Origin of the sequence: Mesorhizobium sp. M0166, from assembly GCF_040322255.1 — a bacterium.
Classification (GTDB): Bacteria; Pseudomonadota; Alphaproteobacteria; order Rhizobiales; family Rhizobiaceae; genus Mesorhizobium.
The window spans coordinates 247606-272670 of record NZ_JAMYTD010000002.1 but is presented as its reverse complement, the minus strand read 5'-3'; the positions used below and the strand labels follow the sequence as shown (position 1 = coordinate 272670).

The 25065-nt window shown below is 61.9% G+C and carries 21 protein-coding genes; 10 read left to right on the top strand and 11 right to left on the bottom strand.

All coding sequences use genetic code 11. The features are described from left to right. Nucleotides 1–26 precede the first annotated feature (26 nt). From NKJ46_RS03670 to NKJ46_RS03640, 7 genes are all read right to left on the bottom strand, one after another. Nucleotides 27–1583, bottom strand: a complete 1557-nt coding sequence (locus NKJ46_RS03670; protein WP_352662022.1) for a class I adenylate-forming enzyme family protein — start codon at nucleotides 1581–1583, stop codon at nucleotides 27–29. Next, nucleotides 1580–3595, bottom strand: a complete 2016-nt coding sequence (gene asnB, locus NKJ46_RS03665) for an asparagine synthase (glutamine-hydrolyzing) (protein ID WP_352662019.1) — start codon at nucleotides 3593–3595, stop codon at nucleotides 1580–1582. Before asnB ends, NKJ46_RS03670 begins: the two co-directional genes overlap by 4 nt. A 3-nt stretch (nucleotides 3596–3598) precedes the next feature. Beyond that, nucleotides 3599–4582, bottom strand: a complete 984-nt coding sequence (gene nadE, locus NKJ46_RS03660) for an NAD(+) synthase (protein WP_352662392.1) — start codon at nucleotides 4580–4582, stop codon at nucleotides 3599–3601. Further along, nucleotides 4579–7317: an AMP-binding protein gene (locus NKJ46_RS03655; RefSeq protein ID WP_352662016.1), complete on the bottom strand. Its 2739-nt coding sequence runs from the start codon at nucleotides 7315–7317 to the stop codon at nucleotides 4579–4581. The genes nadE and NKJ46_RS03655 overlap by 4 nt, the downstream gene beginning before the upstream one ends. A gap of 222 nt (nucleotides 7318–7539) precedes the next feature. Further along, nucleotides 7540–7788, bottom strand: a complete 249-nt coding sequence (locus NKJ46_RS03650) for a hypothetical protein (RefSeq protein ID WP_352662013.1) — start codon at nucleotides 7786–7788, stop codon at nucleotides 7540–7542. Between the two features lie 374 nt (nucleotides 7789–8162). Continuing rightward, entirely contained in the window at nucleotides 8163–9062 is a 900-nt protein-coding gene (locus NKJ46_RS03645) for a proline iminopeptidase-family hydrolase (RefSeq protein ID WP_352662011.1), read from the bottom strand. 173 nt (nucleotides 9063–9235) lie between these two features. Then, nucleotides 9236–9961 carry a LuxR family transcriptional regulator gene (locus tag NKJ46_RS03640; RefSeq protein ID WP_352662008.1) on the bottom strand — a complete coding sequence of 242 codons (726 nt, stop codon included), beginning with the start codon at nucleotides 9959–9961 and terminating at the stop codon, nucleotides 9236–9238. A 300-nt stretch (nucleotides 9962–10261) separates the two neighbouring features. Here NKJ46_RS03640 and NKJ46_RS03635 point away from each other — a divergent pair, with 300 nt between their 5' ends. The 10 genes from NKJ46_RS03635 to NKJ46_RS03590 all read left to right on the top strand — a co-directional run bounded on the left by NKJ46_RS03635 (nucleotide 10262) and on the right by NKJ46_RS03590 (nucleotide 20945). Beyond that, a complete protein-coding gene (locus tag NKJ46_RS03635; RefSeq protein ID WP_352662005.1) occupies nucleotides 10262–11935 on the top strand; it encodes an ABC transporter substrate-binding protein in 1674 nt (557 codons plus the stop codon). 107 nt (nucleotides 11936–12042) lie between these two features. Further along, on the top strand, nucleotides 12043–13071 hold the full coding sequence (locus NKJ46_RS03630) for an ABC transporter permease (RefSeq protein ID WP_352662002.1): 1029 nt from the start codon (nucleotides 12043–12045) through the stop codon (nucleotides 13069–13071). Then, nucleotides 13071–14045: an ABC transporter permease gene (locus tag NKJ46_RS03625; RefSeq protein ID WP_352661999.1), complete on the top strand. Its 975-nt coding sequence runs from the start codon at nucleotides 13071–13073 to the stop codon at nucleotides 14043–14045. Before NKJ46_RS03630 ends, NKJ46_RS03625 begins: the two co-directional genes overlap by 1 nt. Continuing rightward, nucleotides 14035–15060: an ABC transporter ATP-binding protein gene (locus tag NKJ46_RS03620; RefSeq protein WP_352661996.1), complete on the top strand. Its 1026-nt coding sequence runs from the start codon at nucleotides 14035–14037 to the stop codon at nucleotides 15058–15060. The genes NKJ46_RS03625 and NKJ46_RS03620 overlap by 11 nt, the downstream gene beginning before the upstream one ends. Continuing rightward, nucleotides 15057–16049, top strand: coding sequence for an ABC transporter ATP-binding protein (locus NKJ46_RS03615; RefSeq protein WP_352661993.1), 993 nt, complete (start codon nucleotides 15057–15059; stop codon nucleotides 16047–16049). The genes NKJ46_RS03620 and NKJ46_RS03615 overlap by 4 nt, the downstream gene beginning before the upstream one ends. A gap of 325 nt (nucleotides 16050–16374) precedes the next feature. Next, nucleotides 16375–17583, top strand: a complete 1209-nt coding sequence (locus NKJ46_RS03610; RefSeq protein WP_352661990.1) for an ABC transporter substrate-binding protein — start codon at nucleotides 16375–16377, stop codon at nucleotides 17581–17583. Nucleotides 17584–17594: 11 nt separating this feature from the next. Continuing rightward, a complete protein-coding gene (locus tag NKJ46_RS03605; protein WP_352661987.1) occupies nucleotides 17595–18368 on the top strand; it encodes an ABC transporter ATP-binding protein in 774 nt (257 codons plus the stop codon). Continuing rightward, a complete protein-coding gene (locus tag NKJ46_RS03600) occupies nucleotides 18361–19071 on the top strand; it encodes an ABC transporter ATP-binding protein (protein ID WP_352661984.1) in 711 nt (236 codons plus the stop codon). Before NKJ46_RS03605 ends, NKJ46_RS03600 begins: the two co-directional genes overlap by 8 nt. Nucleotides 19072–19078: 7 nt before the next feature. Further along, complete coding sequence (locus NKJ46_RS03595) at nucleotides 19079–19966, top strand: branched-chain amino acid ABC transporter permease (RefSeq protein ID WP_352661981.1); 888 nt, start codon at nucleotides 19079–19081, stop codon at nucleotides 19964–19966. A 1-nt stretch (nucleotide 19967) separates the two neighbouring features. Further along, entirely contained in the window at nucleotides 19968–20945 is a 978-nt protein-coding gene (locus NKJ46_RS03590) for a branched-chain amino acid ABC transporter permease (protein WP_352661978.1), read from the top strand. Between the two features lie 19 nt (nucleotides 20946–20964). On the opposite strand, the gene NKJ46_RS03585 is transcribed toward NKJ46_RS03590, so the two are convergent. The 4 genes from NKJ46_RS03585 to NKJ46_RS03570 are packed head-to-tail and all read right to left on the bottom strand — an operon-like array spanning nucleotide 20965 to nucleotide 24997. Next, nucleotides 20965–22143, bottom strand: coding sequence for an ABC transporter ATP-binding protein (locus NKJ46_RS03585; RefSeq protein WP_352661976.1), 1179 nt, complete (start codon nucleotides 22141–22143; stop codon nucleotides 20965–20967). Further along, on the bottom strand, nucleotides 22136–23278 hold the full coding sequence (locus NKJ46_RS03580) for an extracellular solute-binding protein (protein WP_352661973.1): 1143 nt from the start codon (nucleotides 23276–23278) through the stop codon (nucleotides 22136–22138). The genes NKJ46_RS03585 and NKJ46_RS03580 overlap by 8 nt, the downstream gene beginning before the upstream one ends. Before the next feature lie 22 nt (nucleotides 23279–23300). After that, complete coding sequence (locus tag NKJ46_RS03575; RefSeq protein WP_352661970.1) at nucleotides 23301–24122, bottom strand: ABC transporter permease; 822 nt, start codon at nucleotides 24120–24122, stop codon at nucleotides 23301–23303. Continuing rightward, nucleotides 24119–24997 carry an ABC transporter permease gene (locus NKJ46_RS03570; RefSeq protein WP_352661967.1) on the bottom strand — a complete coding sequence of 293 codons (879 nt, stop codon included), beginning with the start codon at nucleotides 24995–24997 and terminating at the stop codon, nucleotides 24119–24121. The genes NKJ46_RS03575 and NKJ46_RS03570 overlap by 4 nt, the downstream gene beginning before the upstream one ends. Nucleotides 24998–25065 lie beyond the last annotated feature (68 nt).

The following is a 25065-nucleotide window of genomic DNA, read 5'->3' as shown; positions in this document are numbered from 1 at the left end:
CTGATCAACTTCGCCCTGGTACCGACTCATGACAGGGCCGTTTTTTTGAGCTTACCCGTGTCGGTCATCGGCAGACTGGGTACGATGACGATGGACTTCGGAACCATGAAGTTTTCCAGCCGTCTCTGGCACTCTTTCTGCAACTGCTTTTCACCGATCATGCTTCCTTGCTCCATCACGACAAATGCCTTCACTGCTTGCCCGAGCAGCTCGTCCGGAACGCCGATGACCGCGGCTTCCCGTACGCCCGCAATGTTCATCAACACGTTTTCCACCTCCTTCGGCGCTATCTTCTCTCCGCGCGATTTTATGATCTCGTCGCCGCGACCGACAAAGTAGAGGTAGCCCTCGGCGTCCATCCGGCAGTAGTCGCCGGTGTATAGGACCTGCTCACCCGGCAGCGGGCCGGGCTTGAGCTTCCTGGCTGTCGCCTCCGGCTTGCCCCAATAGCCCTTCATCACCGTCGCTCCGCGGATGACGAGCTGACCAACGATGCCGGGGCCTACCCGCCTGTCATGCTCGTCGACAATCCACATTTCCGTATTGGGGATAGCGATCCCGACGCTCGACGGCTTCCGCTCCAGATCCTCCGGCGGCAGGTAGGTGCAGCGCTTGCATTCGGTAAGGCCGTACATCGAATAGATGCGGGCGCCAGAAAACAGCTCCTGCAGCAGGAGAATGTGCTTGAGCGGCAGGGCGGCCGCAGTGTTCGTGACGTAGCGAATACTCGAAAAATCCTGATCCCTGAGAGACCTGAGCTCCCCGAGTGCGGCGAAGATGGTCGGTACGCCGGGAAAACCCGTCACCCTTTCTTGCTTGATCAGCCCAAGGATCTGCGCCGGGAAGGCGAACGAGCGCTCAAGCACCAGCCGGGCGCCCGCGCCGAATGCCATGATCATCTGGTAAAGACCGTAGTCGAAGGCGAGCGGCAGGACATTGAGGATCACCTCGTCTTCGGCAAGCGCCAGGTATGAGGAAATCGAGGCGCATGCGGCAATCATGTTTCGGTGCGTCAGCATCACGCCCTTGGGCTCGCCCGTCGAGCCGGACGTATAAATGATCGCAGCGAGATCGATGTCGATGCAACGGCGCGCGGGCGGCGTGCTGCGGGCTGCCGCGACCGCGGCGTCCCAGCGCACAGCATGCGGCAGTTCTTGCAGATCGCTGCGTTCGATCGGCCCGGAGACGATCATGCGGCGCAACGATGGGCAATTCCGCGCCGGCTCCCTGAAAATCGAGTGCAGGTGTTTGTCGGTGATCAATGCCGTCGGGCGGCAATCGTTGAGCAGATAATCAAGCTTGTCGCTTTTGGTGAGCGGATTGACGATGCACACCACGGCGTTGGCCTTGAGCACCGCCCAGAACGCAACGACGGCCTCGACAGTGTTGTCGGCGAAGACCACCACGCGATCGCCACGCGCAATTCCGGCATCGGTCAAATGGTGCGCTATGGCGTTCGAACGCATATCGAGATCGCCATAAGTGACACGTTGATTGCCGCACACCAGGGCCACCTTGCCGCCGAGCCGGCTGGCAGAGTGGGTGAGATAGTCGTTTAGGAGCGGTACGGCGCCATGCATCATGCGAGCACCTCTTCGCGATGCACGCGGTCGATATCGATGCTGAGCTTGAGCGTGCGGGCCCCACTTGGACGGCTCGCGATAAATTGCCGATGGAGAAGCTGCGTCGACAGCACCCCGACCAGCGCCATATTGTCGGAGTTGGACAGGTCGCCGCCGCCGGCGCTGGCCTGGCACTTGCTCAGGAGCCGGGTAACCGACTTGGGATCGAAGACGTTCGCTTCGCGCAGCGCCGCCTCCGAAAGTGCTTCGCGAATGTAGGCCGGAGCGCCATCTGCGACGAAGCAAAGCGCGTTGGGAGCCCGGTAAGGCTGCTTCTTGCGGGTGACGATTTCCGACGGCACGATCGGTTGCGCGACGCGCTTCAGCACATGCTTTTCATCGAGCACACGCAGCTTGTAGGCGGCCGGAAGCGAATTCGCGAGTCTCACGAGTTCATGATCGAGGAATGGGAAGCGCCCCTCGACGGAATGAGCCATCAGCATCCTGTCCCCCTGTGAGGAAAGCAGGTATCCCGACATCAGCGTCTGAATCTCTATGTACTGGTCCTGCGCAAGAGAGCCCCATCGCGAAAACTCCGCCGGCAGACGGGCAAGCAGCTCGGACACGGCATTGCGGCGCTCCGTTTGGGCGCGCATGTCTGCCGAAAACAGCCGCTTGATGGCGCTTGTGGTACGCCAGCGCGTGCCATGCGCAAAACCAGGCGCGTCAGAGGCGTGGATATCGCGCCCGAAGAACTGGCGTGCCATCGCCTGCTGCTGCACCGGCGAGCGGCTGAGATAGGGATAGAGGCGCTCCAGCAGCCGTGAGCGTCGCGTCGAGGCGGGCTGGCGTCCCCAGAAGCGGCGGACCTTGCCCTCGCGGAACAAATCGTAGCCGGCGAACATTTCGTCGGCCCCTTCGCCGGTCAGCACGACCTTGATGCCATGCTGGCGCACCAGTCTCGAGAGCAGGAACAGCGGCGCCGGTGCGGTCCTGAGGATTGGCCGCTCGGCGTGGTAGATCACCTCAGGGAAGATGCCAGCGATATCGCTGCGCGAAACAACCACCTCATGATGGTCACTGCCGGCCACGCCGGCAACCAGGCGCTGGAAATGCGTCTCATCATACTCGGCGTCGGCAAAACGCAGCGAGAAAGTCTGGAAGCGCTCGCCCGCGAAGCGTCTCCCCAGCGTGGCGACCAGCGAGCTGTCGAGCCCGCCGGACAAATAGCAGCCGACTGGCACGTCGGCGCGTACTATCCTGAGCGCCGTCGCGGCTTCCAGGGCGCTGCGCACTTCCTCCACCGCGTCATCAAGCGAGCCGGTGAATTCATCGGGTCCGTCAACCTTTGGATAGTCAGGCTTCCAAAAAGCCCGCTCCCGGACGACGCCGCTTTCATAAATACGAATGCGCCCCGGCGTAAGTTCGCTTACTCCTCCAAACACGCCCTGTGGCGGCGTGACAGTCCAAAGTGTGAAAGTCTGATCGATGCCGGCTGGATCGAAGGCGCGAGGTATGTCCGCATCGGCCGCGAAAATGGCCTTCACCTCGCTGGCGAAGTAAAGCCGTCCGCCATGCTCGCAAAAGTGCAGCGGGCAGATGCCGAACCGATCCCGCGACAAGACGAGACGACCTGCCACGGAGTCCCAGATGGCGACTGCCCACTGCCCATTCATCCGCTCGAAGGCGGCCTCGCCCCAAGCATGATAGGCATGGACGATGACCTCGGTGTCGCTGCGTGTGCGGAAGCGATAACCGAGCGCGACCAGGTCTTGTCGCAGCTCGACGTAATTGAAGATTTCGCCGTTGAAGACGATCCACATTGTGTCGCCCGCGCCGGCGAGTGGCTGCTGGCCGCTTGCGAGATCGATGACGGACAGGCGGGCATGCGCCAATCCCGCACGTCTGTCCCGGTAAAGGCCGCGCTCGTCCGGGCCGCGATGCGCCAGCGCGCCCGCCATGCGTATCAGCGCATCCCTGGAAGGGGGCGCCGCTGCGGCGCTCAGCGACACAATTCCGGCGATGCCGCACATCGCCTAGCCCTCGCCCATTGAAGAGGACACCAAGGGCCGCGCGTGAAGATAACGTGCGGCGCGCCGCTTGCTGTCGATATCCTTGAAAACCTTCTGGACCTGCATCACGGTGAGGCCGGTTGCCTCAGCGACGTCTTCGTCGGCGATCCCATGGTTCAAGCCGTAGAGGCACAAATCCATCAGATAATAAGGAAGCGCGAAGTAGAACTCCTCCTGACTCTGCGCCATCGAGAAGGTGTCCGTGGTGGGCGGTCTGCGCCGGACCTCGTCCTCCACCCCAAGATATTCGGCCAACTGATAGACCTGGGTCTTGTAGAGGTGGACGATTGGCATCAGATCGGCAATTCCGTCGCCCTGTTTGACAAAGAAGCCCTGGTCGTACTCCAGGCGGTTCGGCGTGCCCGCTACCGCGTAGTTGAGGCGGTCGGCATGGTAGTATTCGGTCATCTTGCGCAGGCGCTGCTTGTAGTTGGTTGCAGCGACGATCTGCAGATAGGCTGCCGACGGCAGACGCACCGTGGCGGTCCTGCCCTCGGGGTCCTGGACCGTGAGGCGCGTGATGTTGAGACCGTTGCTCTCGAGAACCGAAGCGAGCACCAGCTTGCATTTCCAGCCGTCCCCATATTCGGGAACGACGGTCTGGATTGCTTCGGTCTGCCGTCTATAGGCGCCGATCGCTTCCAGGGCCGGCGCTATATCCTCCAGGATCGTTTCGATACCAAGCTGTGCGGCGACAATGCGGCCGAGCCTCAGTGAGTCGCCGGAGGAATGGCGCTCCGGCATGAATATCCCGAGGACCTTGCCTTTCCCAAAGGCGCGAACACACAACGCCGCGACGACGGAGCTGTCGATGCCGCCTGAGAGGCCGACAACCACCCCTCGACGTCGCAGCGTGCCGAAGACCTGCTGGCGCAAGATCTGGACGATGCGATCGACTTCCGCGCCAGCGTCGAGCACCAGCGCGTCTTTGCCGAATGTTGAGATCAGGTCGATGGCTTGTACTCCAGTTTGCGAGACTCGATTGGCGAATAGGTTTTCGCCACCGCTTTCTCGATAAGGGGACGATTGGTGGCGACGTGAGGCTCTACAACCAGATCGATGTGGCTGCCGACGATCGGAATCACGTCCAGATGGGCGAAGACGCTATCCCAGCCGATTGCCAGAGGCATTCCGGGTCGAGCACAGCGGAACAGGGTGCCGGTGATCGGCAGAGCCGGCTTTGGCTCGGCCACCCACTGGAAGAAGGCTTGCGCGCGCAAAACCTCTTGCAATTCCAGTTTGGTTCTAAAGCTCGTCGCGTTGAACTGTCCTTGAGCGAAGCGGTCGAGAAGCTGGACCAGTTGCGCCTCTCGCCGCATTTTCACGGCGACTTTCGCAAGGGCGCGGCAAGTCATCCGGTAAGCGGACACGCGGTTGGTTCGGATTCGATTGAATGTGCGCGTAAACGTCTCCCAGCGGGCGCTTCGCTCACCGACGAGGCTGGTGTCGAGGATGCCGAGGAACTTTACGGTTCGCCCCGCTGCCAGCAGCCGCGCCGCAACTTCGAAGGCAACAGCGCCGCCGAGCGAATGGCCGAGAAGTCGTACATGGCCCGAGGGTTGGGCGCGGCGGATCTGGTCGACGGCGGCGTCGGCCATATCGGCGAGGCTGTCTTTTCCGCGCAGTATCATAGCCAGGGCCGGATACCTGATCGGGGCAACGCGGGTCACCTTGCCCATCGCTGCTGCAAAGGCAGCAAGGCTCGGGCCATAGCCGACGGACCCCGGGAACAGAAAAAGAATGGGAGGGTCGTGCTTCTGGGCGCGCTCGCTTTGATCGCCTGCCTGGGCGGACACGACCGCCTTGACCATTTCCTCCAGGCTCATCCCGACGGTGAACGCCTCAAGGCCGAGTTCCTGCCCGATGGCGCTTTCGATTTCCATGACGCAGTGCAGCAGCTTCAGCGAATCTCCTCCGGCGTCATCCCAGCGTCCTGCCGCCACGCGCGTATTGAGAATGCTGGTCCATGCCCGCTGGACGACCTGCTGCGCGGTCAGCTTGCCTCGCGGCTCGAGCGGACGCGCGGTCGCCGCTGTCTCTCTGGCTGAAAGATCCATCTCTGCAAGTGTCGTGATGTCGACTTTGCCGCTCGGCAGACGCGGAATCTCGGCGATCGTGTGCAACCGCAAGGGACGCAGCGGCGGCGGCAGATTGGTCCTGACAAGCTGGCGAAGCTCGTCCGAAAAGGTCGCTTCGGCCGAGCGCCGAGGAACAGCAAAGGCGACAAGCTCATTCGCGGCCGTCACGATTGCCACGGCATCCGCGACAGAGGGTGCACAACGCAGCACCCGTTCGAGTTCGGCTGGCTCGACGCGTCGACCGTTGATTTTTACCTGGCGCCCCTTGCGACCGACGATGTGCAGTAGGCCTTGATCATCAAGTCGAACGAGGTCACCTGTCGCGAAAATCCGAAGGCCTGGATCGTCCGGGTCTGATGTTGCCGGTACAACCGCCCCGTCCTCCCAATGGCCAAGCAAGACATACGGACTCCTGATCAGAAGCTCTCCGCTGCGGCCCGGTTGAACGCGGCGACCCGCTTCGTCGACAATTGCGAAGGTGATTCCAGGCAGCAGTCCGCCAACTGGAACCGAATCTCCATGCTCCGGCCAGTCTCGCGGCAGGAACCATTGCGAGCCGGTGGTCTCGGTTGACGAGTAACCGATCTGGATAAGGCACGTATCGGAGACGGCCTTGCGCAGCAGGGCGATGTCGGTCCAGGGCACTTTCTCGCCACCGATCCGGGCGACTCTGAGTGAATGGAACGCTTCTGCAGGTCCGTCTGCCATAAGCGCGCGAAGCAGTGCCGGCACCAGATAGGTGATTGTCACGTTTTCGGATCGCACCAGGCGTTGAACGGCGCGCAAGCCGACCGCTTCGACTTCGACCAGATGCAAGGTGGCGCCGGTGAGAAGAGCTGCAAGAATCTCCCGGCACCCGGCGATTGTGGCGGGTCCCGTCAATGGCAGGAAAACATCATCCGAGTTGATGTGGCATGCATCGACGTATTGCTGGACCCGGCACAGCAAGCTGCGCTGGCTGTTAACGATGCCTTTGGGCCGGCCCGTACTCCCTGACGTATAAAGCACGATGGCGGGCGCATCGACCGGGACGGAATAAGACCGAGGCACTTGCCCAGCCGGCGAGGCGGCACTGGTCGACACATCGATCCAACTGACCCGGTGAGGCAAACCATCGGGTCGGACATTGCCCTCGCCCAGGACAGCTGAGAGCCGCGCTCCGGCCACGATTTCAAGGATCCGCGAGCTAGGATCTCGCGCGTTGAGTGGCACCGAAGGCCGCCCAGCCGTCATGCTTGCCAGCATGGCAATGGGATACCAGGCCGAGTTGGCCTGAAGAATCCCTATCGCCTGTCCGTCTGGGACGGTCGCCGCGATCTGGTGGGACAGCGCCTCGACTGACCGGAGGAGCTGGGAATAGGTCAGACGATTGGCGCCGTCGCTGATTGCAAGCTTGTCGGGGTACTGGCGGACGACATTTCTCAGGTGATCGAAGGCCGCAATGTTGGTAAAATCGACGCCCAATCGTTGAAATGGGCGCAGTACGGGACCACCCTGATCCAGTGCGTATTGTGCGACACTTGACCAATTATCGGAGGTCGTTGTCTGACAATCCACCGCTAGATCCTGATCCGCGACTTGTGATCCCAAATATGCCGAAGACATGAGTTGCCTACGCTAAGATTAGGGTCACTTATCGCCCCCCGCCCCAATCTTTTCATCGATCATTCTGATGATGCCCTGATCTTCCCTCAAGCAAGCCGCCGGCGGAGCCAATCATGCCAGGCTCGCTGGCTGTGTGGTGCGCATGACACGGACACATGCCAAGGCGGGATCGAAGACCAAGGTGGGGTCGAAGACGGAATTGCCGCTATTCGGGCATATTGCCTATTCGGTGGTTCTCCCGGGCGATACCGGCGATACTTCGGTGTCGGAATAGCTGCCGGGGACGAAACAATATGCATAGATCTGTCCCCGATTTTCGTCGGTCACGCGGATCCAATCCTTTTCCCACGTTCGGAAGGTAATACGCCCGCCCGTCATCATCGCTGCGGCTCTGAACGGACTCGGCGCGTTGACAACGCGCACCGAGATAACATCGTCACCGTCCATGCGCTCGACGAGATACGTCTGCATGAAAGCCTCCCCATGCCCCGCTAGATCACCCGTACTTTAACGCCGGCTAATGAATTCGGTTGCAACTGCTTAGCGAAACTTTGGGTCCGATACTTTCCGTACCCACCGGCAACAGGGTCCCCTCCCACGCCGTGTCCGTCAGGTTTTCAGCGACGGGATGCCAGTTCAGGGGAAGGCAAGCTGATTCCGGCATGCCGGTGACATGCCAATCTGCGTCGCAACGTTAGGCCTCCGCGTGGCGTCGCGATCACGGAGCATCACAATGCGCCGGCGGAGGCATGGGACAGCGGGCTGCTCGAGGTTTCTGAACCTGCCTTCACGACGACTGCGCCGTGTCGACGATCCGTTGGAACAGAAGGCCGGGTGCTGGAACGTCAATCGTGTTTGGCCAGAAAGCGTCCGACGGCGGTGAGGCAGTCGTGCTTTTCCTCCACATGCGGCATGTGGCTGGAATTCGGGAAGACCAGGCCTTCAACGTGCGGAATATGATCCAGAAAGGGCTGGACGCAGGCTTCGGTCGCTTCGTCGTAGAAGCCGCGGAAAACCAGGGTCGGCGCCTCGATCCGATACAGGCGGTCAACGATGGTCCAGTCCCGCATCGTGCCGATGACGTGGAACTCATTGGGACCATTCATGGTGTGATAGACGGTCGGATCTTCCTCGATTGCCGCAAATGTCCGGGCGACCTCTGGCGGCATCGGAACGACGCGACAGACATGACGGTCGTAGAAAGCCTTCGTCGCCGCAACATATTCGGGGTGATCGGTGGTTCCCGCCGCTTCGTGCCGGTCGAGCGCACTTTGCGCATCGGCTGGCAACTCGGCGCGCAATTGCCGGGCTCCTTCCACCCACAGCGCCATCGAGGCCAGCGAATTGGCCAGGATCAATGCCTTGAGCCCCTCAGGGCGGCGCACGGCGTGCTCGGCCGAGAGTATGCCGCCCCAGGACTGGCCGAGCAGGGCATAATGGCCGGCAATGCCGATATGGGCGAGCAACGCATCGAGTTCGCCCAGGAAGAAATCGACGGTCCAGAAGTCACCGCCCTTGTCCGGCAGATGGGTCGATTTGCCGTTGCCGATCTGATCGTAGTGGATGACGGCTCGCCCGGTTCCGGCAAGCTCCTTGAATGAGTCCACATAGTCGTGGGTGCAGCCCGGTCCACCATGAGCGACGACCAGGGGCAGCTTGCCCGACCCGAGGTCCCCGGTCACACGGTACCAGGTGCGATAGCCCTTGTAGTCGCTAAATCCTTCGGTGATCGCATGTGCCGTCACAGTCCAAGCTCCGCATCATGGCGCGGCAGGAGCCACTTTGGTGCACCCCTCCCAAGCCTTGTTTGCGGCCGACGGTACTAAGCGGCCCGGCGCATTTACAGCTAGCACTATTTATAGGTTGGCCGGTTATGGGTTTGCCCGAGCCAAGGCCGATCGCCCGCAGGTCGCGAGCCTCAATGCTCCGGTTCGAGCAGCCGGTAATGGGCGGCGAGCGCGATGGCATGGAAGCGGTTGCGCGCACCAAGCTTTCGCGTCGCCGCGTTGAGGTGCAGCGTTGCGGTAGGTACCGCACGGCCAATCTCACGCGCGACCTGCTTGGCCGTCAGTCCGGCAGCGGCCAGGCGCAGGCACTGGCGTTCGCGCGACGTCAGATGGACATGTTGGCAGGTGCGGATCCCGGCGTCGAAACCGGCGTAGACGGAGTCATGCAGCAGATGACCCAGATCGCCGATCTCGGCGATGAAGGGTCTGGCTTCGAGCTCGAATCCGGCCTCCGGCTCGGCACGGATCGCGGTGAAGGTGGCGAGATCGCCGCCGGCAAGGCGAATGGGTACGGTGACGCCGCAGGTCATCCTGGTGTCAAGCAAATAGCTGACCACAGGATCGTGCTTGGACTGGAGCACGCGCTGCATGACGGTGCTCTGAACGCCGTTGTGCGACCAGAGAAACGGTCTCGATACGGTGAGCGCGGCCTCCTGCACCGGATCAAGCTGATAATATCCGCCCTTGCACCAGAGATCCTGCATGTCGCGCGGCACGTTGCGCAGAGCCATCAGCGAGGGCGTGATAAGGTCGCCCTTGTGACTGACCGGCACGGGCGTATAGTCGTAGATGAATGCGGTGAAACCGATCGGCTCCAGCACCTCCGTTGCCACCGCCATGGCAGCGTCGATGCTCATTCCAGTTCGGAACCGGCTCTCTAGATCGCCTGGAAGGCTTTGCATCCGGCAAGCTTACCCGCTGATGATTGCTTGTCAAATAGCCATGTCGGCCGGCTGCTCAACAAATAGGCGGGATAAGCCTGTCCGACCCTATCTATCTTAATAGCTATCCCGTCCGGCTTCGCTCGCCGTAGTCTTTTGCGATTGGGCCAAGTAGCGGACGCCGTTCGCAACCCCAGCACTGTTTTTAGCCGCGCGATGGTCGAGCGACCGGGCTCAGCGCGGCAAAAGCCGACACGCCTCCATGAGGGAACAAATATGAGACTCCAAAAAGCATTTACAGCGTTGATACCCGGGCTGGCTCTGCTCGGCGTGACGATGATGTCGCCGGCAAGCAGTGCCTTGGCCGCCGAGGGCAAGCCAGGCGGCACGCTCCGATTGCTGGCCAATGCCGCCGCAAGCACCGCCGATCCGCACATCAATTACACGCTGCAGTATTTCCAGATCAATTATGTCCTCTACGATGGCCTGGTGACCTACAAAAAGGCCGGGGACAAGACCGGCTTCGAGGTCGTCGCGGATCTGGCGGAAAGCCTCCCGCAGGTCGAGAACGGCGGCAAGACCTATGTCTTCAAGCTGCGCAAGGGCATCAAATTCGCGGATGGCTCGGACGTCACCACGAAAGATGTGGTCGCTTCGTTCCAGCGCATCTTCAAGATCAGCGGGCCGACGGCCGGGACCTTCTACAAGGGCATCGTCGGCGCGGATGCGTGCTTGAAGGCGCCGGCTGCATGCACCCTCGACGGCGGCCTGTCGGTTGACGATGCGGCCGGAACCATTACCTTCAACCTGGTCCAGCCAGACGCCGAGTTCCTGCAGAAGCTGGCCGTTCCACATGCGTCGATCCTGCCGGCGAGCGCGCCGCTCAAGGACGCCGGCACCGATCCGATCCCGGGTACCGGACCCTACATGATCGCCAGCTACGACCCCAACAAGCTGATGAAGATTGTGCGCAATCCTCACTTCAAGGAATGGAGCAAGGAAGCGCAGCCGTCCGGATATCCGGACGAGATCGACTATGAATTCGGCCTGACCGACGAGGCGGCGGTGACGGCGGTCGAGAATGGGCAGGCGGACTGGATGTTCGATCCGCCGCCGTCCGACCGACTCGCCGAACTCGGCACCAAATATGCCAAGCAGGTCACGGTTCACCCGCTGACGGCGATGTGGTATGCGCCGATGAACACCAATCTGGCGCCGTTCAACGACATCCGCGTTCGCCAGGCGGTGAACTTCGCGATCGACGGCGCCGCGATCGTCAAGCTGTTCGGCGGCAGCAATCTGGCGCAGCCGGCCTGTCAGATCCTGCCGCCGGGCTTCCCGTCATTCGCAGCCTATTGCCCGTTCACCACCAATCCAGGTGAGAAGTGGTCCGCGCCGGATATGGACAAGGCCAAGCAATTGGTCGCTGAATCGGGAACCGCAGGTCAGGAGGTGACGATCATCACCGAGGACACCACGGTCGCGAAGGCGATCGGCGTCTACCTGCAGGATGTGCTCAACCAGCTTGGCTACAAGACGTCGGTCAAGCCGATCTCGCAGAACATACAGTTCACCTACATCCAGAACACCAACAACAAGGTGCAGATTTCGATCTCGCAATGGTTCCAGGATTACCCGGCGCCATCGAATTTCCTGCAGGTCTTGTTCAGCTGTGCCTCGTTTACGCCGGGCTCCGACGCCTCGGTCAATATTTCGGGATTCTGCGACAAGTCGATCGACGCATCGATGGACGAGGCAGAGGCAGCCACCATCGCCGATCCGGCCAAGGGCGCGACACTCTGGACCGCCATCGACAAGGCCGTGACGGACAAGGCTCCGGTCGCTGTCCTGTTCACGCCAAAGCGCGTCGATGTGATCTCTTCCAGACTGAAGAACTTCACCTTCAGCCCGCAATTCTACTGGATCGTCAGCCAGTCCTGGGTGGAATAGCCAACCGGAGCCAATGCGACGGAGTGCCGCTGGCTCTCCGTCGCATTTCCTTTTCCGGCGGATCAGCGCATCTTCCAGGCCGAGATTTTTCCCAGGCAATCCTGTTCATGGTCAATGTCATTGCGGACCCGCCCGCCATCCCGGTTCGCCGGGCCACCGATGGCCCGTGGCGAACCGCGTGGCGCAAGCTGAAAGGCGATCGTTCGGCAATATCGGCCTTCGCCGTGCTCGTCGTCATCGTGATCGCCTCGCTCGCGGCGCCGCTTTATGCGCGATACGTCTCCGCCACCGATCCATTTGTGACCAATCTCAATGGCGAGATCGTCGTCGATGGGGTGACCCAGCCGGTGCTGCAGCCCTCCACGGAAGGCCTTGGCCTCGGCATGACGCCGATCGGGCCGACCTGGCGCATCGGCCCCTATATGCTCGGTGCCGACAACCAGGGCCGTGACGTGGTGGCGCGGCTGCTTTACGGCGGACGGGATTCGCTGTTGATCTCGGGTGCTGCAGCGGTGCTGTGCCTCGTGTTCGCGACATTCCTGGGGGTCGTTTCCGGCTTCTTCGGCGGCATCGTCGACATCGGCCTGTCGCGCATTCTCGACGTGCTCTGGGCCTTTCCGATTTTCCTGTTGGCGATTTCGTTGTCGATCGTGCTGATTGCGCAGAGCATCCAGATCGGTCCATTCGAAATCCGCTCCGGCAGCCTGTGGCTACCGGTCTTCATCATCGGCATCGTCTATGTGCCCTATGTGGCGCGGCCGATCCGCGGCCATGTCCTGACCTTGATGCATGCCGAATTCGTCACCGCTGCGATCGGCCTAGGCGCGTCGCCCTGGCGCATCCTTTTGCGCGACATCATGCCCAATGTGGTGACCCGCATCATCGTTTTCGTGCCGTTGATCCTGGCGCTCAACATGATGACGGAATCCTCGCTGTCGTTCCTGTCGATCGGCGTGCAGCCGCCGGATGCCAGCTGGGGCACGATCATCCAGGACGGCCAGGGCCTGCTCTATTCGCGGCCGGTCGTGGCACTGGCGCCGGGGCTAGCCATTGTCATCACGGTCCTGGCCCTCAACATTCTGGGCGACGGCGTGCGCGACGCGCTCGATCCGAAATCCTCGCCGAGGGGCGTCTAGTGGTTGCCGCGCTCGGCTTCCGGCTTGGTCAGATGGTGCTGGTCATGTTCGGCATCAGTGTCGTCGCTTTCCTGATCTTTTTTGCGACGCCCGGCGCTGATCCATCGGCGCGTATTGCCGGCCGCAATGCTTCGCAAGAGACGTTGATCCAGGTGCGCCACGATTTCGGTCTCGACCGGCCATTGCCGGTACAATATGGGCTGATGATGAACCGGCTTTTCGTCAGCCGCGATCTCACCTCCTTCGTCAATCGCGGGCAGCGCGTCATTCCGACCGTGATAAGCGCCATTCCCGTGACGCTGTCGCTGGTCGGCGGCGCGGCAGTGCTGTGGGTGCTGGGTGGACTGATTGTCGGGGTGATCGCAGGCGCAACGCGCGGGACATTCATCGATCGCGCGCTGATGATCCTGAGCTTGGTAGGCGTGTCGATTCCGGTCTTCTGGCTGGGCGAGGTCGCCAACCTGCTGACGCAAAGCCGCTGGCACGACAGTTGGCTGTTTTCCTGGGTTCCTCCGCTCGGCTACATCCCCCTGACCGAGAATCCCTGGGGCTGGTTCAAGGCGCTCGTCATCCCGTGGTTCACGCTGGCAACCCTTTATGTCGGCCTCTACGGCCGGGTGCTGCGGGCAAGCCTGATCGAGATGATGCAGGAGGATTTCATCCGCACCGCCCGGGCCAAGGGGATCGGCGAGCGGCGGGTGCTGCTACATCATGGCCTCAGGACCTCGCTGGTCGCATTCGTCACCATGTTCGGCCTCGATTTCGGTGCCCTGGTCGGCGGCGGCGCGCTGCTGACCGAAGTGGTCTTCGGACTGCAGGGCGTCGGAAAACTCACCTATGAGGCACTGCAGACGCTCGATCTGCCGATGATCCTGGCCACGGTGATCTACGCCGCCTTCTTCGTGGTGATGGCTAACTTCGTCGTCGACGTGGTCTTCGTCATCATCGACCCGAGGGCTCGCGATGTCGGCTGATGCTCCTCTTCTGGTGGTCAAGGACCTCACCGTCTCCTTCCGCAGCGACGAGGGCCTGGTGCGCGCGGTGGGAGGTGTTTCGTTCTCCGTCGAGCAGCGCGAGATCGTCGGTGTGGTTGGCGAATCCGGTTCGGGCAAAAGCCAGACCTTGCTCGCCATCATGGGGCTGATCGACAGCCCCAACGCTATAGTCTCCGGTTCCATCCGTTTCATGGGACAGGAGCTGATCGGGCTCAAGCGACGTGCGCTCGATGCCATTCGCGGCCGCCAGATCGCGATGATCTTCCAGGATCCGATGTCGGCGCTCACCCCGGTGCATACCATCGGCAATCAGATCAGCGAGCAGGTGCGCGCGCATGAAAAAGTGTCGGCGAAAGCGGCACGGGCGAGGGCCGTGCAATTGCTGGACGCGGTCGGCATCGCAAATCCGGATCGGGTCGTCGACAGCTACCCGCACCAGCTTTCCGGCGGCATGCGCCAGCGTGCGGTGATTGCCATGGCGCTCTCCTGCAACCCGGTGCTGCTCGTCGCGGATGAACCGACTACAGCCCTCGATGTTACGGTGCAGGCGCAGATCCTCGAACTGATCGGACGATTGCGCGACCAGTTCGGTTCCGCGGTGATCCTGGTCACGCACGATCTTGGCGTCGTCGCCGAAGTCGCGGACCGGGTACTGGTGATGTATGGCGGACGCTTTGTCGAGGAGGGCGGCAAGAGCAGCGTGTTCCGGGCGCCGCTGCATCCCTACACATGGGGCTTGTTCGGCTCGATCCCGCCGATGGAGGGACCACGTCCAGCCCGGCTTGCTGCCATTCCGGGAATTCCGCCCTCGCTCTCCAACCTGCCGAAAGGCTGCGCCTTCGGCCCCCGCTGCGCCTTTCGCCACGACGCCTGCCTGGCTGAGCTGCCGATCATGCAAGGCGAGAGCCATCGCGCCGCCTGCCGGTTGCCGGAGCCTACGCGCAGGCAATTCGCTGCCCAGAGGCCTGGCGGCGTGGTGGAGATGCAACGATGAATGCCATGCCACGCGAACGTCCGCTGCTTCGTGCCGGCGACCTGTCGAAGCGCTATAGCGTCGGCCGCTCGATCTTCCCGGCGCGGCGCCGGACCGTGCATGCGGTCGATACGGTGTCGCTCGACATCTGGCCCGGGGAGACCCTCGGCATCGTCGGCGAGTCCGGTTGCGGCAAATCCACGCTTGGCCGGTGTCTGGTGCGTCTGACCGAAATCAGCTCGGGGTCGCTGGAATTCGAGGGCCGCGACATCAGCGACGCTTCCCAGCGTCAGCTCCGTCCGCTGCGGCGGCAGATGCAGATGGTCTTCCAGGATCCCAGCGCTTCGCTCAATCCGCGCCGGCGGGTCGGCGATCTTCTGGCCGATCCGTTCCGCATCCATGAACGCCTCTCGGCATCGGAAATGGCGGACCGCGTGGCCGAGCTCCTGCGCCGGGTCGACTTGTCGCCCCAGCACGCATCGCGCTATCCGCACGAATTCTCCGGCGGCCAGCGCCAGCGTATCGGCATCGCCCGCGCGCTGGCGCTGCGGCCACGACTGATCGTGGCCGACGAGCCGGTCTCGGCGCTCGACGTGTCGATCCAGGCGCAGATCGTCAATCTGCTCGCCGACCTGCGCGAGGAGTTCAACCTGACTTATGTCTTCATCGCTCACGACCTTTCCGTGGTGCGTCAGATCTCGAGCCGTGTGGCGGTGATGTATCTGGGATCGATCGTGGAGAGCGGGCCGACCGACGAGGTCTTTGCGGCGCCCAGACACCACTACACCGCGGCGCTGCGTTCCGCCGTGCCGATACCTAGCATCGACCGGGCGCGGCGCGGCCGGCTGGTGCTCAAGGGTGACCTGCCCAGTCCGATGAGCCCACCCTCGGGGTGCCGGTTCCACACCCGTTGCCCGGCTGCCACCCCGATCTGCCGCAGCGAGCGTCCGCTTCTCCAAAGCATTGGCGAGGGCCGCCTGGTTGCTTGCCATCATCCAGCCGACGGTTGACGATGGGAATTCTCGTTCAGCGATATCGGATCAGGACCGTTCAGCCGTAATCGCCCTTTCGGCGAGGATAGAGGCCGATCTGGACGCCGCACGATCCGGCGCTATCTTGCGCTTCGGCGGCCGGGCATCGCGAATGCCTAATACTAAAGTAACTGTTCTCGCGTTGCCGAGCGATGCTACGATTTGAAGGACGGGCATAGGCGGCCGTATAGCGCTGCGCGATCTGGCGCCGGAGAGGACGGAATGTGGGAGGCCACTCTTCGTGCCGCAGCAGGCAGCCGCCGACATGATTCCTGGTTGTCGACCATAAGGGAGGAAGTCACCAATGAAGATATCGTACCTGGTCTCGGCCGCGCTTCTTGCAGCGACTGCGATGCCTGCCGCAGCCGCCGAGATTTCCGACGGCAAGGTCAAGATCGGCATTCTCAACGACCAGTCGGGCGTCTATGCCGATTTCGGCGGCAAGTGGTCGGTCGAGGCCGCCAAGATGGCGGTCGAGGATTTCGGTGGCAAGGTGCAAGGTGCGCCGGTCGAGATCGTCAGCGCCGACCACCAGAACAAGCCGGACATCGCCTCCAACATTGCGCGGCAGTGGTATGACACCGAACAGGTCGATTCCATCATGGAACTGACCACCTCCTCGGTGGCGCTCGCCGTTCAAGGGATTTCTAAGGAAAAGAAGAAAATCGACATCGTCACCGGCGCGGCGACCACCGAGCTAACCGGCAAACAGTGCTCGCCCTATGGCTTCCACTGGGCCTACGACACGCATTCGCAGGCAGTGGGGACCGGTGGCGCTCTCGTCCAGCAAGGCGGCGACAGCTGGTTCTTCGTCACAGTCGATTATGCATTCGGATATTCGCTCAAGGAGCAGACCGCAAAGTTCGTCGAGAGCCATGGCGGCAAGGTGGTTGGCGAGGTGCGTTACCCGCTCGGCTCGACCGACTATTCATCCTTCCTGCTGCAGGCGCAATCGTCGGGCGCCAAGGTCATCGGCCTGGCGAATGCCGGCCTCGACACCTCCAACTCGATCAAGCAAGCGGCCGAATTCGGTATCGTGCAGGGCGGCCAACGTCTTGCAGCCCTTCTGTTCACGCTGGCCGAGGTGCATGGGCTCGGCCTCGAGGCAGCGCAAGGCGTGGTGCTGACCGAAGGTTTCTACTGGGATCGCGATGACAAGAGCCGCGATTTCGCCCAGCGGTTCTTCAAGCGCACCAACCGCATGCCGAACATGATCCAGGCCGCCACCTATTCAGCGGTGACCCAGTATTTGAAGGCGATCGACAAAGCCGGCACCGATGGAACCGAGGCGGTCGCCAAGGAATTGCATGCGATGCCGGTGAACGACGTCTTTACGGCAAACGGCAAAGTGCAGGCCGACGGCAACATGGTTCACGACATGTATCTTTATCAGGTCAAGTCGCCGAGCGAGAGCACCAAGGAGTGGGACTATTACAAACCGCTCGCCACGATCCCCGGTAACGAGGCGTTCCTGAGCGCCAAGGAGAGCGGCTGTCCCACGGCCGGCGAGTGATTGGCGGACCGATGCCGCCGCCTGAACCGAATGAGCCGCGGGTAGTGCTTTCCGCCCGCGGTTTGCGGCGCGACTTCGCCGGCTTTGTTGCGGTCAGGAATGTCGATCTCGACCTCTACCACGGCAATATCCACGCACTGATCGGACCTAACGGTGCCGGCAAGACCACCGTCTTCAACCTGCTCACCAAGTTCCTGCCGCCGACCAGCGGCAGGATCGAACTGCTCGGCCACGACATCACCCGCACCTCGCCGGCCAAGGTCGCGCGGATGGGCCTGGTGCGCTCGTTCCAGATATCGGCGGTGTTTCCGCATCTCAGCGTGCTCGATAATGTGCGCGTTGCGCTGCAGCGGCCGGGCGGGCTCAGCGTTCAGTTCTGGCGCTCGCTGGCGGCCCTCGACCGGTTGACGCCGCGCGCCGAGGAGCTTTTGCGGTCGGTCGGCCTCGACGATGCCAAGAACAGGCCCGCCGCCGATCTCTCCTATGGCAGGAAACGCGTGCTCGAGATCGCCACGACGCTGGCGCTCGACCCGAAAGTGCTGCTGCTCGACGAGCCGATGGCCGGCATGGGGCATGAGGATGTGCGCACAGTTTCCGACATCATCCGCTCGGTCGCCAAGGAGCGCGCGGTGCTGATGGTCGAGCACAATCTGACTGTTGTAGCCGATCTTTGCGACTGGATAACCGTCATGCAGCGCGGCGAAATCCTTGCCGCCGGCGACTACGCCACGGTCAGCCGCGACGAGCGGGTGAGGATCGCCTACATGGGCACCGCCGATGAGTGATGCCGCGCCGCTGCTCGCAGTCCGCGGCCTCAACGCCTGGTATGGCGAGAGCCATGCGTTGCATGGCGTCGATCTAGAGGTCTTTCCAGGTGAAACGGTGACGTTGCTGGGCCGCAACGGCGTCGGCAAGACCACGACATTGCGCGCCATTATCGGGCTGATTCGCCAGCGGACCGGGCAGATTTTTTTCGACGGCAAGGATTTGATGCGCCTGCCGTTGCACCGGACCGCGCATCAAGGCATTGGCCTGGTGCCGGAGGAACGCGGCATCTTCGCAACATTGACCGTGGACGAGAATTTGGTCTTGCCGCCGATCGTCGCCGAGGGTGGCATGAGCGTGGAGGAAATATTCGATCTCTTCCCCAATCTGAAGGAGCGCCGCAACAGCCCCGGCACCAGGCTGTCGGGCGGCGAACAGCAGATGCTGGCGATCGCGCGCATGCTCAGAACCGGCGTGAAAATGCTGCTTCTCGATGAGCCGACCGAGGGCCTGGCTCCGGTCATCGTGCAGCGCATCGGCGATCTGCTGGCAACGATGAAAAAACGCGGCATGACGATCCTGCTGGTCGAGCAGAATTTCCGCTTTGCCAGCCGCGTCACCGACCGTTTCTACCTGATGGAGCACGGCAAGGTCGTGGCGGGCTTTCCGGTCGGCGAACTGCCGGATCGCATGACGCTGCTGCATGAAGTGCTGGGTGTATGATGGCGCCATGATGATGATCTTCGGAATACCCGTTCAGGCATTCCTCGGCCAATTGCTGGTCGGCCTCATCAACGGCTCGTTTTACGCAATGTTGAGCCTGGGCCTGGCTGTCATATTCGGCCTGTTGCGCGTCATCAATTTTGCCCACGGCGCGCTCTATATGCTCGGCGCCTTCATCGGCTACCTGCTTCTCACCCGGTTCGGCATCGGCTACTGGCCGGCTCTGATCCTGTCGCCGCTGATCGTCGGCGGCTTCGGCGTCGTGGTCGAGCGCCTGGCGCTGTCGAGGCTTTACGACATCGACCCGCTCTACGGGTTGCTTTTCACCTTTGGCCTCGCGCTCGTGCTCGAAGGAGTGTTCCGTTACTACTATGGCGTATCGGGAAGCCCTTATTCCGTGCCGCCGCTGCTCTCCGGGGGAACCAATCTCGGCTTCATGTTCCTGCCTAATTACCGCGGCTGGGTGGTGGTCGCCTCGATGATCGTCTGTTTCGGCACCTGGGCGCTGATCGAGAAGACCAGGCTGGGCTCCTATCTGCGCGCGGCAACGGAGAACCCCGGCCTGGTGCAGGCTTTCGGCGTCAACGTGCCGTTGCTGCTGACCCTCACCTACGGCCTCGGCGCCGCTCTTGCCGGGCTTGCAGGGGTTCTCGCCGCGCCGATCTATCAGGTGAGCCCGCTGATGGGATCTGACCTCATCATCGTCGTCTTCGCCGTCGTCGTGGTCGGCGGCATGGGATCGATCCTCGGGGCGATCGTCACCGGTTACATGCTTGGCCTCGCCGAAGGCCTGACCAAGGTTTTCTATCCCGAAGCCTCCAATCTGGTGGTCTTCGTCATCATGGCGATCGTGCTTCTGGTCCGGCCAGCCGGCCTGTTCGGAAGGGATGCCTGAGATGGCCGAACTCTCACTTCGCGAGACGCGCGGCAAAAGTTCGGTATGGCTTGAATGGACGCTGGTGGGGCTCGGCATCCTGGCGCTGCTGGTGGCGCCTTTCTTCGTCTATCCGATCTTCCTGATGAAGATGCTGTGCTTTGCGCTGTTTGCCTGCGCGTTCAACCTTCTGCTCGGCTACACCGGGCTGTTGTCCTTCGGCCACGCGACATTCTTCGGCGGGGCGGCCTATTTTACCGCATACGCGGTCAAGGTCTGGGGCTGGCCGCCGGAAGCGGGCATCCTGCTCGGTGTCCTGGGAGCCGCGCTGCTCGGCCTTGTGATGGGCTTCTTTGCCATCCGCCGGCAAGGCATCTATTTCGCCATGATCACGCTGGCGCTGTCGCAGATGTTTTTCTTCTTCTGCGTGCAGGCGCCGCTCACCGGAGGTGAGGACGGCATCCAGGGCGTGCCGCGCGGCAGGCTACTTGGAATGCTCGACCTGAACGTCTCGATCAACATCTATTATTTCGTGCTGGTGGTCTTCCTGATCGGCGTGTTCGCCATCTGGCGCATCATCAACTCGCCTTTCGGCATGATCCTGCGTTCCATCCGGGAAAACGAGAGCCGGGCCATTTCGCTGGGGTATTCCGTCGCCAACTACAAGCTGGCGGCTTTCGTCATGTCGGCAACATTGGCCGGGCTGGCCGGTGCGCTCAAGGCGATCGTTTTTCAGTTTGCCACACTCACCGACGTCACCTGGCAGATGTCGGGCGAGGTGATCCTGATGACGCTCCTCGGCGGCATCGGCACCATGGTCGGGCCGATCATCGGCGCCAGTCTGGTCGTCGGCCTGGAAAACACGCTCGCCACCTCCAATTTTCCGGTGACCATCGCCACCGGCCTGACCTTCATGGTCTGCGTGCTGGTTTTCCGGCGCGGTATTGTCGGTGAGTTCTATGCGCGGTTTCTCGGACCAAAGGGTGACGCGAAAGACTGAACGGCTCGGTTCCGCCTCGCTATGCGATGCGTAAACCTTGCGCGTCGAGAAGCACGCAGCCCAGCGGATCGAAGCAGACATCGACCGTTTCGCCTTCACGCAGCGGCTGGCCATCGATCAGCGTGTTGGCGCGCACCAGCGTGCCGGCGCCGATGTCGATCTCGTAGACCGCATTGCCGCCGAGATAGGAGGTCGAGACGATCCGTCCCGCCAGCCTGTTGGCAGCACCTGATGTACCGACGGTGAGCTTCTGCGGGCGAACGACGACGGTGACCGCGCTGCCAATCGCGAGCGCCTTCGGCGCGGCTGCTTTTACCACATGGCCGCTGGCCAGCGCGATCGTTGCCATCTTGCCGTCTATCACTGTCACGCTGCCGGGCAGCATGTTGGCCTTGCCAAGGAAATTGGCCACGAATGCGGTGGCCGGCTGGTCATAGACCTGCGCGGGGGAGCCGATCTGCTCGATCAGGCCGGCGTTCATTACAACGATATGGTCGGACATCGACAAGGCTTCTTCCTGGTCGTGCGTCACGAAGATAGCGGTGATGCCCGTCTCCCTCTGGATTTTCTTGATCTCGACGCGCATGTCCTCGCGCATATTGGCATCGAGCGCCGACAAGGGCTCGTCCAGCAGCAGCACTTCCGGCTCGAAGACGATGGCGCGGGCCAGTGCGATGCGTTGCTGCTGGCCGCCCGAAAGCTGTGACGGCAGCTTTGTCTCACTGCCGGGCAGCCGCACCATATCCAGCGCCTTCTTGACCCGGCGCACGATTTCCGGTTTCGGCACGTTCCGGTGTTTCAGGCCGAATGCGACGTTGTCGAAGACGTTCTTGTGCGGAAAGAGCGCGTAGTTCTGGAACACCAGACCAATGTTGCGCTTGTAGATCGGGATGTCGTCGACCCGCTTTCCGCCGATCGAGATCTGGCCACCGGAGATGTCGACCAGGCCCGCGATCGATCGCAGGATCGTCGTCTTGCCGCACCCGGACGGCCCCAGCAAGGTGACGAAACTACCCTTGCGGATCGCCAGTGAAAAATCGCGCACAGCGGCGAACTTGCCGTAGAAAATATCGATGTCGCGAAACTCGACCGCAGGCTTTTCTATAGGCTGCTGCCTCTCGCTCTGGGCGAGCGGGTCGCCATCAGCCCCGGCCGAAGCCGGCCGGGGCTGATGGTCGTGGCTGTTGTCGTCATGCACCTTTCGACACCCTGTCCCATTGCTTGGTCCAGGCGTCTTCGTTCTTCGCCCAGTAGAGCGGATCGGCGAAGGTCAGCGACTTCATCGATCCGGTCGGGTCGAAGGCCGGAAGTGCCGCGATCTTGTCGGTCAGCTTCACCTTGGTCGGGTCAAGCGATGGCGGATAGTTCTGGCCCTCGGCGACGGCGATCGACGTGGCCGGATCCAGCATGAAGTTGATCAGCTCCTCGCATTCGGCCATGGGCGAACCCTTGAGCACCAGCATGTCCTCCATCCATGCGTATGAGCCGGCAGGGTCGAGATAGCCGATCGGCTGGCCCTGCTGCTGCAGGGCGGCGACACGTCCTGACCAGGCGTCGGTGACGACGATCTCGTTGCGCGACAGGAGGTCCATGAGTTCCGCGCCGGAACTCCAGAACTTCTTGGCCAGGTCGCGGGTCTCGCGAACTTTGGCCCAGACCGCATCCATGTCCTGGATGTTGTTGGGGTCTTGTTTCGTCTGCAGCGCCGCATACCAGACGCGCGTCGTCATATCGGCGTAGCCGCCGATCTTGCCAGCATATTTCGTGTCGGTAAGCAGGTTGGCGCCCTTTTCCTTGGCTTCCTCCGGCGAGATGACCTTGTTGTTGTAGGCGATGCCGGTGGTGCCGTAATCATATGGCACTGCCGACAGCTTCGGCGTGATCTTGCGGAATGGCTCGATCATGGCGGTCAGCACATTCGCCATGTTCGGAATGTTCGCCTCGTTTATCTCCGAATTGAAACCGCCATTGACGTATTTGATGTAGTAGTTCACGCCGGAAGAATGGACGATCTGGAAGTCGCCCGGCTTCGACGTCTTGATCTTGGTGATGATCTCGTTCTCGTCGCCAAAGGTGCCCTGGACGACCTTGACCTTGGACTTGGCGGTGTAAGGCTGGAACGCGTACTTATCGATCGCCTCCTGCACCACGCCGCCCCATCCGTCGAAGCGCACTTCCGAAACCGCGGCCAGCGCCCGACCCGTCCAGGGCATGGAAAGCCCGGTGGCGGCGGCAGCGGCGGCCGTCAGGGTCAGGAATGATCGCCGGCTGATGTCGCCATTGGCATAGCGTTCGTTGAGCCGTTCCAGTCGTTTGGTGGTTGTCAGTTTCATTTCCATTCTCCCATTTTCATTTTCACTTGCCTGCCTTGAACCAGGTGAGGCTTTGCAGGATGAGCCCGCCAGCCAAGGGAATGCCGACCGTCAAAAGGATCATGACGGTCCCGAGCGCGTTCACCTCGGGGCTGATCGAGATCTTCAGCATCGAAAGGATTTGCGTCGGCATGGTCTCGACGCCCGCCGGCCGCCAGAACAGGCTGGCCGAGGTGTTGTCGAACGAAATGGTGAAAGCGAGCAGAACACTGGCAAGCACTGCGGGAATGAGCAGCGGCAGCGTGATCTCGCGGAATGTCGACACACGCGGCGCCCCGAGCGAAAGCGCCGCCTCCTCATAGGAACGTTTTATGCCGACCATACGCGCCTGGACGATCAGCACCACGTAGGGGAGCGTGAGCAGAATGTGGCCGAGCACCAGCAGCGTCATGCTGCGCGGCTGGTCGACGGCTTTGATCATGACCAGCAGGCCGACGCCGAGTATCGTTTCGGGGACCAGCGCGGGAAGAATGACAAGCGTGTTGATCGCCTGCTTGCCACGGAACTCGAAGCGCACCAGCGCCAATGCCGCCATGATGCCGAGCAGCGTCGTCACCGTTGCCGTCACCAGGGCAATCCACATCGATGTCCTGAAGGCGTCGAGAACCGGCTCGTTGGTGAGCAGCTTCTCATACCATCGCAGGCTGAAGCCGGTAAGGGGAAAGCCGCCGAACATCGAGGCGTTGAAGGAAAGCACGATCGTGGCGAGGATCGGCGCAAACATAAAGACGTAGACGCATACCGTGATCGCGCCGGTCAGCCGCCACGCCCATCTGCCTTCGCGATCGGGATGATCCGCTCTCATGCACTGAGGCCCTTCATGATCTGCGATAGGCCCATATAGCGGCTGTAGGCGGCCGCGGCCGCGCCGAGCAGGACGAACAGGACGATGGAAAGCGTGGCGCCCATCGGCCAATTGAGCTGCCCCATGATGGTATCGTAGATCAGGTTGCCGAACAGCGCATCGCGGCTGCCGCCGAGCAGCTGCGGCGTCACGTAGGAGCCGGCCGCCAGCACGAAGCAGAGCAGCAGCCCGGCGCCCAGCCCCGGCATCGATAGCGGCAGGGTCACTTCGCGGAACGCCTGCGCGCTGGTACAGCCCATCGAGCGGGCGGCGGCGATCAGCGTGCGGTCGATACTTTCCAGGCTGACATAGATGTTCAGGATCATATAGGGCAGCAGAAAATGCAGCAGCCCCATGATGACGGCGCCCTCGGTGTAGAGCATCGGCAACGGCTCGTTGATGACCCCCAGCCTGATGAGCGCGACGTTGATCAGCCCCTGTTCGCCGAGAATATGGATCCACGAGAACGTCCGGATAGTGAAGCTGATCCAGAACGGCACGATGAGCAGCAGCAACAGCAGCCATTTGTGCCTGAAGGTCGTGGCCCAGATGAAATAGGCGGGGAAATAACCAAGGATCGCGCAGATCACAGCGGTGATGGCGCCGACGCGAACGGTCTTCCAAAGAAAGCCGTGATAGTAACTATCGGTGAGGAATTCCTTCCAGTTGTCGAAGGTCAGCACCGCCGACTCCACCCCCGCGGTGACGAAGGTGAAAAATGTGTAGACCGTCATCATCGCGATTGGCAGCAGCAGAAGCAGGGTGAGCAGCAAAAGCGCAGGCGCGACGAGGACCCAGGCCAGTCGCTGATCGTATAATTTCCACCCTTTGGTCACGATCCGTCCAACCGGTTAAAGTGCAAGCCGCCATCACCGGGCTCGGCTCCGGACTAGATTGGGCGATA